We start from the raw sequence: 9,284 nt of genomic DNA on the forward strand, positions 1-9,284 counted from the left end.
TTCGTTTTCGTTACCACGCTGATCAACGGCCTGACGATGTTCAATTTTCCGTACTACGCGCAAAGCTTCGTCCAAGGCGTGCTGCTCGTTATCGCACTGCTGATGAGCTACACGCTCGGCCCCCGCCCGCGGTGAGTACCCGTTCTATTCAGTTGACTGGGCAGAAAATGAAGCGACCGCTTCCGAACATCCGCGGAATCTGTTCCCACATGTCCGGAAAGGTCGTCGCCATTAAGGGAGCCGGGCAGGGGATCGGGCGGACGCTCGCGGAGGGGGTTCGCCCCCGCCGGCGCCAAGGTGGATAGATCTTTCCGTCGATGGCAACGGCGATGCCGCGGTCGATCCAGGGCTCGAGACCGGGATACTGTTCAGCTAGCTTCCTGAGCAGCTCCCTTATATCCTTGGCCTCGATCTTGTTCCTGCCTCCGGCGGCCGTGCCAAGCGATCCCCACAGCGTCACTTCGACCATCAGATTGACCGTTCCGCCTCGATCGCCGCCAGGATGCGTGCCGGCGACATCGGAATGTGTGTCATCCGCACGCCAGCGGCGGCACGATCGACGTCTCGCCGACGCTGCCCACCCCGTAAGGGTGGTTGGGGTTGGGGATCTCGAGGATATGTTTGCCGATCATCGGTAGGCCCAAGCAGACCGGGATGCGGCAGTCGAGGAAGCCGGAGTTCTGAAGCCGTTCGTCCTTGCATAGATATACTCCTCGTTGAACGCCCAGCCAATGCCTTGCGCGGCCCCGCCCTGGTACTGTCCCTCTACATAGCTCGGGTGCACCGCCGTGCCGGCGTCCTGAACGACGGTGTAGCGCAGCACTTTGGTGGCGCCGGTGCCAGGATCGACCTCGATATAGCAGATATGGGTGGCGAAGGAGACGCCCGCGCCGTCGGCGACGAGATCGCTGTGACCGGCGATTGGTCCGCCGATTTTCCCCGATGCGGCGGCGATCTCCTTCATCGAAAGCCGCCCGAGATTGCCATGCTTATCGCCCTTGGCAATGGCGTGGCCCTTTTCCCAGACTAAGTCGTCGGCGGAAATGTCCCACATCTGCGCAGCACGTTCCCGCAGGAACCTTGATCGCATTCCCGGCAGCCGAGATCGTCGCCATGGAGGACGAGAAGGTGCCCGGCTGCCATCCGTCATGTCGTTGTAGCCGAGGCTGGACGTATCGGCGACCACCGCCTTGACCTGCTCGTAAGCGATGCCGAGTTCTTCCCCCGCCACCAGCGACAGTGAGGCGCGCGAGCCGCCGACATCCACAATTCCGATGGCAAGCGAGACCGAGACGTCCATGCCGATGTTGAGGGCCGTGCAGGGTTGGCCGCCGAAGTTGAACCAGAAGCCGCAAGCCATGCCACGGCCCTGGTTCTTGTCGAGCAGAGGGTTCATGTGCGGACGGTCCTTCGCCGCTTCGAGCCGCGGGCCGATGCCGATCGGGCCGTGGAACGATCTGGTGCGTTCCTGCGCAGCGTCCTGGTCCGGCGCTCGACAGGGTCCATTCCGACCTTCTTGGCAAGTTCGTCGACCGCGCTTTCCACCGCGAAGGCGGCCACCGGCGCCGACGGCGCGCGATAGGCAGCGGTCTTCGGCCGGTTGACCAGCACTTCGTAGCCGACAGTCCTGACGTCTTCGAGCCTGTAGCAGGCGAAAGCGGTCATCGCGCCGAGCTCGGCCCACATGCCGCCATAGGTGCCGCTGGAGTAGCGCAAAGTACTTGGACTTGAGAATCGGCTCGACTATCATGACAACTACTGCCAGTTCAGCCGGTGAGAAACGTAGCTTCCGTGTCTGCTTTGGGTGGTGCGTTAGAGCTGGATGTTCAGTCCCGGCATTTCATGGATGGGTTCGATGATGAATCGATCCGGCTCTGAAGTCCACCGCTGGCAGATAATCTCGTGTGGCGTGAGGCCTTTGAGGGTCTTGGGGCTGGCAGAAGTTGTGGGCATCAACAAATTTCGAAGGTGCCGCCGCAGTTGATCGTGGCTGTCGTAGCGGAAGCGATTGACGGTCGCGTCCTTGATCGTGCGGTTCATCCGCTCTACCTGACCGTTCGCCCATGTAGGTCGCCATCAAAGTTCTGGAATGCCAGCCGATGGCCTGTGCATCCTCAGAAAAATCGCTGTTCATTGTGATGATATACGCTTGTGCACCGCGCCCCTAAATTGAGCGAGATGATAGTCGTCCCGCTCAAAACCCGAGGTTAACATCTGTCGTCCGTCCGCCGCACTTTTTGGAATAGGAAGAAATACTCATGGGACCGATGCTTATCAAACACGACGTCAGCAATCGTATTTTCATTTTTTGTTTTGGTGAGGTATGACGATGCGCACTAGTGAGCACCGGGTGAATGAACTTAGCGGGATATTCCATCGCCGTTACCACGCTCGTCTTCGCGAAATCTTCACTGACGAGGTTTTTGCCGCGTACAACAAATCACCGCTAGGGCCGCACGAAGACAGTACCGCTAGAGTGGTTCGCGCGTTCGGAAATGCTAGCGTCGCCGGTAAAGAGGTCGTTGTCTCGCTAGGCGCGAACGGTCCTTGGGGAATCGGAAGGATCGAAGTAGGCGCGCCCGGAAACCTTTCTACCTTGCCCGAAACTTTCAGCAGCTATGAAGACGCTATGCGAGCAATTTTTTCGATGCGTAGAGACGCCTTCTTCGCGATCTCCGACACCAGCGATGCCGCGAGCAAAGAAGAAAAAGGCACTGAGGCATGACACACAGTTCACAACAAATCTTCGGTTATTCCGACCGGTTCGCTGCACGGCCAGGCGAGACTATCTCCTTTCACGTCAGCTGCGAAAACCTGGACAGGTACGATGCAAACCTTGTCCGACTTGGACATGCCTTTACGGGCTCAGCCGGTCCAGGTTTCCTTGAAACGGGATGTGTTTCCGAAATCAACGGCAGCTATGAAGGCAAGCGGTATTCCTGCCAGCCCGGCTCATACATGGAAGTCAACGACGAGAATGGAATTCTGAGCACTCCAGACGGGTTTGTGATCGAGGCGCACGTGTTCCCGACCCTGCCCAAGGGAACTCGTTCCGGAAACTTTGGGGCATACCAGGTTACGCAGAACTCCTTTGGCAGTGGAGCCACTCATCAGGCTATTCTTGGCAACTGGTCAGAGGCGACACAAACTGGTTACGCGCTTATTTTGGACGACGGCAAACCGGGCTTCGTGTGGAACGACGGCACAAGCACCAAAAGGCTCTCGCTCTCGACAGGCCTTGAAGCGAACCAGTGGTATCGGCTGACGGTTCGGATCGTAGCCATTGAGGGGAAGGTCTACCTTGACCAGACGCCCATTTCGAACATCATGAACCAATGCTCGAGTCAGGCTACGGGACTTGTGGCGCAATCACAGTCCGCCTCGATTTCGGGCAAGTGGTCTGCGAGCGAGTTTCCGTTCAGGATCGGGGCGCTGGCTCGGCGCGAGGATGACCGCGTTCTGGCTGCAAGTGTCTTCAACGGGAAAATTGGCGGGATCAAGATTTCGCGCAGCGACTCTAACGACGTGGTCGCAGCCTGGCATTTGGGACGCAGCACGCGTGCCGACAATCTTTTGCTTCAAGAGGTTGTTGATGAATCGTCCAATAAGCTTCATGGGCGCTGCTACAACAACCCACTGCGCGGTGTGACGGGGCATCGGTTTACGGGTCTGGTAGACGACTTCCGCTTGGCGCCGGATGAGTATGATGCCATCCATTTTCATGATGATGACATCACCGATGCAAATTGGCCGGTTGCATTCACGCTCGAGATTCCGAAAGATTGTCGGAGTGGCGTGTATGCTGCGAAACTGACGAGCGGATCTGCGGAATATTACGTTCCTTTCTTCGTGCGTGCAGGCGAAAAGAAAGCCCAAATAGCTATCCTTTTCTCGACCGCGACCTATCTCGCTTACGCAAATGACCGGATTCCATTCGAGGCGAACGGTGCCGAGGCACTTGTCGGCCACACGCCCGTAGTCAATCCCATAGACTTGATTTTACAGGATCATCCGGAATTCGGGCGTTGCTGCTACGAAGTTCACAATGATGGCAGTGGCGTCGTCTTCAGCGGCCTTCATCATCCGATTCTGACACTTCAGCCGAAGCATCGCGGTTGGCCTCAAGCGGATGGCGTGTGGGGGCTGCCTGCGGACCTCTGCATTGCCCATTGGTTGGAAGCCCTGGATCTCGGTTATGACCCCATCACCGATGAAGATCTCGATCTTGAAGGGTATGACCTGCTAAAAGATTACAAGGTTCTGATTACCGGCAGCCATCCCGAATACGTGTCGCGCAACGAGATCTTGGCGATCGACGAATTCACGCGTCACGGCGGTCGGCTTATGTACTTGGGCGGTAACGGCTTCTTCGCGACGGTGTCGTTCGATCCGGAAGACCGCTCGATCATGGAACTCAGGCGCTCTGATGGCGGTACCCGCCCGCACCAGTCCGCATTCGGCGAAAGGCGCCATACCACATCGGGTGAAAGCGCAGGCCTTTGGCGCAACAAGGGACTGCCACCCCAACGCCTGCTTGGTGTTGGATTTACGGCCCAGGGCATGGATCGCAGCACTTACTACGAACGTCTGGAAGACAGCCATGATCCAGTCGCGGCGTTCGCGTTCAAGGGCATCGCTCCCGACGAGCGTATTGGCGACTTCGGCATAATGGGCGGCGGTGCAGCTGGCACAGAGATCGATTGTTACCAACCCGTCCTCGGAACCCCCCCAGGCACCTTGCTGCTTGCAACGTCTGGTCCGTTTTCGGACGCGTATTTGCTCGCTTCAGAGGAAATTTACGAAACGGTTCCGGGAATTGGAGGCACCGAAAACCCGGCGATCCGCTCAGACATTATCCTTAGTCCTCTCGTCGGAGGCGGCGCACTATTTGCGGTCGGTTCGATTTCCTACACCGCCTCCCTTTCTCACAATAATTACGACAACAACGTCGCGCGGCTGACCACCAATATTGTTAGGCGTTTTCTGCGTCCAGAACCGCTCGACGTCATCGTTGCAGAGGGAGAAGCAGGGTGAGTTTAAAAAAAGTCAACTCATTCATTCCCAACAATGATGACCGAGGCACCCGACAGTATGGTATTGGATATGCGGAGACTGAAGCGGGAGTAGCACACAGGCAGAGATAGGCCATCCGGCAGTCAGAAAATTACCACTGATCCCGCCAACGTAGGCGCGGTGGTACTGCGGGCTGCGACGATGAAGGCTGTCGGCCAACTGGAAGGCGATACACTCAGCGTGCCGCCGACCATCGTTACGCAGGCTGCCCTGCTTAAGGATGGGATCCAGAACATGGAGCAGCTGGCAGCGAAGTTCCCCGGCCTGAAGACTCCGCAGCTTCTCAGTGCGCGCTGGATGGACAGCATGAAATAGCCCTCCCAAGGGGACCAGGCGGCTCGTCCCACGGGATTGAGCCGCCTGGACTTTCTCAGCGCCTTCAACAACCGGACACCTCTATTTACCGGCTGCTTTTGAGTTGATGGGTTTGTGGAGCGGCCTTCCAGGTGAATTTGGCGACGAAACCGTTCGCATTGGATTTTGATTGCCGCGTCAGTGGCAAGCATTTCGGCCTTTCGGCCACCGTGCGTCACGCGGCCTGCGGTTTTCCGGTTAGCCAGACATAACGGAGCATGTTGTAGGCGATATTGGCCATGCCGATCTTCACCTTGGCCCTGCTGATGCCAATGGTTTGGATGAACAGCTTCATCTTGTCCTTTTGCCTGGCGAAGACATGCTCGACGGCGGAGCGCACTTTCGAGCGACGGCCATTGGCGCGTGACATCGCCTCCGACATTCCTCTGATGGATGTCAGACTTCAGTCCGTTGTCCTGCAGCCATTCCTCATTGGTCTTCGAGCGATAGGCGCTGTCGGCCCAAACCATCGAGGCTGTGTTGTCCTTGGTGACGACGTTCCTGAGTTGTGCACCGTCATGGGCGCTCGCACTTGTCACCGTCCATCCCCGGATGAAGCCGTGCGCCCGGTCGATGCCCGCATGGTTCTTGTAACCGAACATGGGAATAGCAATGGCATGCTGCTTCGTCGCGGCTGATGTCGGCGTTTCCGTGGGCTCCGGTCCTGGATCACGAACTCGGCCTGGTCGTCGGAGAGGTTATAGAGCGCCTGCAAAACTAATATTTTGAACATCAGCACCGACGGGAAAGCAGGACGTCCGCCCTTGGCTCCGTCAGACCGCTTCACGGCCTTCGCCAACGGCTTCTCGAATACCGGCCATGGAATGATCGCGTTGAGCCTTTCCAGCGGGTCACCGACCGCACTCAACCGCTGATAACGTTCGTCCACATCCCAGAACCCCGGCTGTCCACGCATCATCCGCTCCATGCAAATCACACAGCCGGAGTGAATCACGAATGCCGCAAAAAGAGGAGGTTTTTAGAGGCGTCCAACCGCAACCAACGCCACGGTTCGACGCCTCCCCAAGCGGTGCTTTCGTGCGCCCAGAAACAGAACAGTAAAGGAATAACCATGCCAGGACCGCCGATTTTGTTTGGAGCCGACCCCAGAGGTGGCAAAGGCCCCCTGGATGGACAAGGTGCAATGATCGAGGCCTCGCAGGAAGGTCGCGCTGCCGTAAAGCCTGCAGCGCAGCCCGCGGGCGCGCTCGTCGAGTTCCGCAACATCACCAAGCGGTTCGGCGCGACCCAGGCGCTGAAAGGCGTGAGCTTTTCGATCATGCCGGGTGAGACGCTCGGGCTGCTCGGCGCCAACGGCGCCGGCAAGTCCACCCTGATCAAGGTGCTGTCCGGCAATTTCCTGCGCAGTTCAGGCGAGATCCTGATCGAGGGCAAGCCCACCGAGATATGCTCGCCGATCGACGCCCGCGACTGCGGGATAGCCACCGTGCACCAGAACATCGATGACGCGGTGGTGTTTGGCATGACAGTGGCCGAGAACCTGCTGCTCGACGACCTTTCGACCACTGACGCGCCGTTCTTCCTCAATCGCCGAAGCCTCATGAACCGGGCGCGAGAGGTCGAGCAAGAGCTCGGTATCAAGCTGCCGTTGTCTGCGCAGGTCGAGGAGCTTTCAGCCAGCGGTCGCCAGGAGGTAGCCATCGCGCGCGCTCGTGAAGCGTCCGAAGCTGTGATCCTTGATGAGCCTACCTCGACGCTGTCTGCGCGCGAGGCCGAAAAGTTGTTCGCGGCAGCCGCCGACCTAAAAAGGTGCGGTATCGCCGTGCTATATGTCTCGCATCGCATGAGCGAGATCAAACAGCTCTGCGACCGCGCGATCGTTCTGCGCAACGGCGAGATCGTTTCCGATCACCATTCGCCGGTCGACACCAACACGATTGCCACGTCGATCCTCGGCGACCTCATCCTGTCGACGAAGCACACGATCCGCCGCTCTCAGGAGAAGCCGGTCTTTGTAGGCAACGGCCTACGCGTTAACCCAGATTTTGCGCCCATGGACCTGTCGCTGCGTAAGGGCGAGGTCGTCGGCATCACCGGTCTGGTCGGCGCGGGCAAGACCGAGCTCCTGGAGCAGATCTACGGCGCAAGGCCGCTGGTGTCTGGCCAGATGATGCTCGGTGGTAGGCCCTTCCAGCCGCGTGACGCCATGGATGCGATGTCGAGGGGCGTCGCGATGGTTCGAGAGGAGAGGGCGAAGCAGTCGATTTTTCCAGGCGAGAGCTTGGTCAAGCATTGCTCGATCGGCGCCATGGACTTCTTCAGCCGATACGGCTTCATGGTTCGACGCAAGGAAATCGCTTTCACTCGCGATGTTATCCGCGACTACGGTGTCAAGTGTCCCGGTTTCGAAGCCCCTATCGAGGCGCTGTCTGGCGGCAACCCGCAGAAGCTGCTGGTAGGACGATGGCTCGAGCACGACTGGTCCGTCCTCATCCTCGATGAGCCGTTTCGGGTTATCGACATCGGCGCGCGCGGCCTAATCTCCGAGGCGCTCCGTACCTTCTCGGCCCATGGCTCTGTCGTCGTCTCGTCGTCCGATCCGCAGGAGGTGGTCGAGGTGGCGGACCGAGTGCTGATCATGGTCGAAGGGGTGATCGTGCGCGAGGTGATGGCGGACGCGCTGAGTTCGGAGGAACTTTCCGACATCATGAGCCGAGTCGGTGGTTCACACGAAGAGAGCACAATCGGGAGCAAGGTCCAATGACAATCCAGAACTCAGTCAAGCAGCCGGCGGACGACCATCTGGCCCCTCGCGGCGCGGTACAGGTGAAGGCTTTTGTCTATCGCTACGGGCTGCTGGCAGTGCTTGTCCTTATGATCGTGTTCTTCTCCTGGCAGCAGCCGTTCTTCCGCACCTTCGCCAACGCGATGTTCATCCTGCAGGCGGCCTCCATCGTCGCCGTCATCGGGCTTGGCGCCACGGTGTCGATGACGGTCGGCGGATTTGATCTGTCGGTTGGAGCCTCGATGTCCCTCGCCGTGATGGCCGCCACCGCAGCCATAGTCATCAGCGAACTCGGCGGCCTGCCCGCCATCCTGATCGCGGTGGCGGCGGGCGGGGCGGTCGGGCTGCTCAACATGTTCCTGATCGTCTACGCCCGCATCCCTGACCTTGTGGCGACGCTGTCTAGTCTCTTCCTCGTCAACGGGCTGACGCTGCTTGGCGTCTCCGGCCAGTCAATCGCGGAAGGAATGTCGTTCAACGGCCAGGTTACGCAGGGCAAGTTCTCGCCGATCTTCGGCTGGCTCGGGGGCGAAAGCTGTTCGGTGTACCAGCCTCGGTCTTGGTGGCCGGCTTCATTTCGTCGTTGTCATCGTGCTGCTCAACTACACGCGCTGGGGCCGAGCATTCTACGCCGTCGGCGGCAATCCGATCGCGGCTGCGGCCGCCGGTATCCGGGTGGCGCGGTATCGCATGGCCGCGTACCTGATTTCCGGCGGGGTGGCGGCGATCGCAGGCGTGATGCTAGCGGCACGTTCCAATCGCGGCGACGTCAATGTGGGTGACGCGTACCTGCTGCAGGCAGTTTCGGCGGCCCTCGTTGGCTATGCCGTGCTGGGCGCCAACAAGCTGAACGCCTTCGGCACTCTGATCGGCGCGATCTTCGTTACCACGCTGATCAACGGCCTGACGATGTTCAATTTTCCGTACTACGCGCAAAGCTTCGTCCAAGGCGTGCTGCTCGTTATCGCACTGCTGATGAGCTACACGCTCGGCCCCCGCCCGCGGTGAGTACCCGTTCTATTCAGTTGACTGGGCAGAAAATGAAGCGACCGCTTCCGAACATCCGCGGAATCTGTTCCCACATGTCCGGAAAGGTCGTCGCCATTAAGGG

Annotated in this window: 8 protein-coding genes and 3 pseudogenes; 6 read left to right on the top strand and 5 right to left on the bottom strand. The window is 59.1% G+C overall.

The genetic code is table 11. From position 1 onward, the window contains the following. Window positions 1–148 precede the first annotated feature (148 nt). From AC1DTN_RS36790 to AC1DTN_RS36805, 4 genes and pseudogenes are all read right to left on the bottom strand, one after another. Window positions 149–469 (bottom strand): MoaD/ThiS family protein, encoded by a 321-nt coding sequence (locus AC1DTN_RS36790; RefSeq protein WP_477925008.1) that lies wholly within the window; start codon window positions 467–469, stop codon window positions 149–151. 159 nt (window positions 470–628) lie between these two features. Further along, complete coding sequence (locus AC1DTN_RS36795) at window positions 629–1,396, bottom strand: molybdopterin cofactor-binding domain-containing protein (RefSeq protein WP_477925010.1); 768 nt, start codon at window positions 1,394–1,396, stop codon at window positions 629–631. Then, window positions 1,393–1,716 (bottom strand): molybdopterin cofactor-binding domain-containing protein, encoded by a 324-nt coding sequence (locus tag AC1DTN_RS36800; protein WP_477925012.1) that lies wholly within the window; start codon window positions 1,714–1,716, stop codon window positions 1,393–1,395. Before AC1DTN_RS36800 ends, AC1DTN_RS36795 begins: the two co-directional genes overlap by 4 nt. A 96-nt stretch (window positions 1,717–1,812) precedes the next feature. Next, window positions 1,813–2,064 (bottom strand): annotated as a pseudogene (locus tag AC1DTN_RS36805) (IS481 family transposase); the annotation flags it as partial. 286 nt (window positions 2,065–2,350) lie between these two features. On the opposite strand from AC1DTN_RS36805, the gene AC1DTN_RS36810 reads away from it, so the two are divergent. The 3 genes from AC1DTN_RS36810 to AC1DTN_RS36820 all read left to right on the top strand — a co-directional run bounded on the left by AC1DTN_RS36810 (window position 2,351) and on the right by AC1DTN_RS36820 (window position 5,388). Beyond that, the gene (locus AC1DTN_RS36810; protein ID WP_477925014.1) at window positions 2,351–2,725 is read left to right on the top strand and encodes a N,N-dimethylformamidase alpha subunit family protein; all 375 of its coding nucleotides are present in this window, start codon (window positions 2,351–2,353) and stop codon (window positions 2,723–2,725) included. Continuing rightward, on the top strand, window positions 2,722–5,034 hold the full coding sequence (locus AC1DTN_RS36815; RefSeq protein ID WP_477925016.1) for a N,N-dimethylformamidase beta subunit family domain-containing protein: 2,313 nt from the start codon (window positions 2,722–2,724) through the stop codon (window positions 5,032–5,034). The genes AC1DTN_RS36810 and AC1DTN_RS36815 overlap by 4 nt, the downstream gene beginning before the upstream one ends. Window positions 5,035–5,193: 159 nt before the next feature. Further along, window positions 5,194–5,388, top strand: a complete 195-nt coding sequence (locus tag AC1DTN_RS36820) for a hypothetical protein (RefSeq protein WP_477925018.1) — start codon at window positions 5,194–5,196, stop codon at window positions 5,386–5,388. Between the two features lie 214 nt (window positions 5,389–5,602). Here AC1DTN_RS36820 and AC1DTN_RS36825 read toward each other — a convergent pair. Next, window positions 5,603–6,343 (bottom strand): annotated as a pseudogene (locus tag AC1DTN_RS36825) (transposase). Between the two features lie 30 nt (window positions 6,344–6,373). On the opposite strand from AC1DTN_RS36825, the gene AC1DTN_RS36830 reads away from it, so the two are divergent. The 3 genes and pseudogenes from AC1DTN_RS36830 to AC1DTN_RS36840 all read left to right on the top strand — a co-directional run bounded on the left by AC1DTN_RS36830 (window position 6,374) and on the right by AC1DTN_RS36840 (window position 9,181). Continuing rightward, on the top strand, window positions 6,374–8,152 hold the full coding sequence (locus tag AC1DTN_RS36830) for a sugar ABC transporter ATP-binding protein (RefSeq protein WP_477925020.1): 1,779 nt from the start codon (window positions 6,374–6,376) through the stop codon (window positions 8,150–8,152). A 224-nt stretch (window positions 8,153–8,376) separates the two neighbouring features. Beyond that, window positions 8,377–8,568: pseudogene (locus AC1DTN_RS36835) on the top strand (ABC transporter permease); the annotation flags it as partial. A gap of 196 nt (window positions 8,569–8,764) precedes the next feature. Then, entirely contained in the window at window positions 8,765–9,181 is a 417-nt protein-coding gene (locus AC1DTN_RS36840; RefSeq protein WP_477925022.1) for an ABC transporter permease subunit, read from the top strand. The last annotated feature ends 103 nt before the right edge of the window (window positions 9,182–9,284 follow it).

The organism is Rhizobium sp. 01T444, from assembly GCF_056398305.1.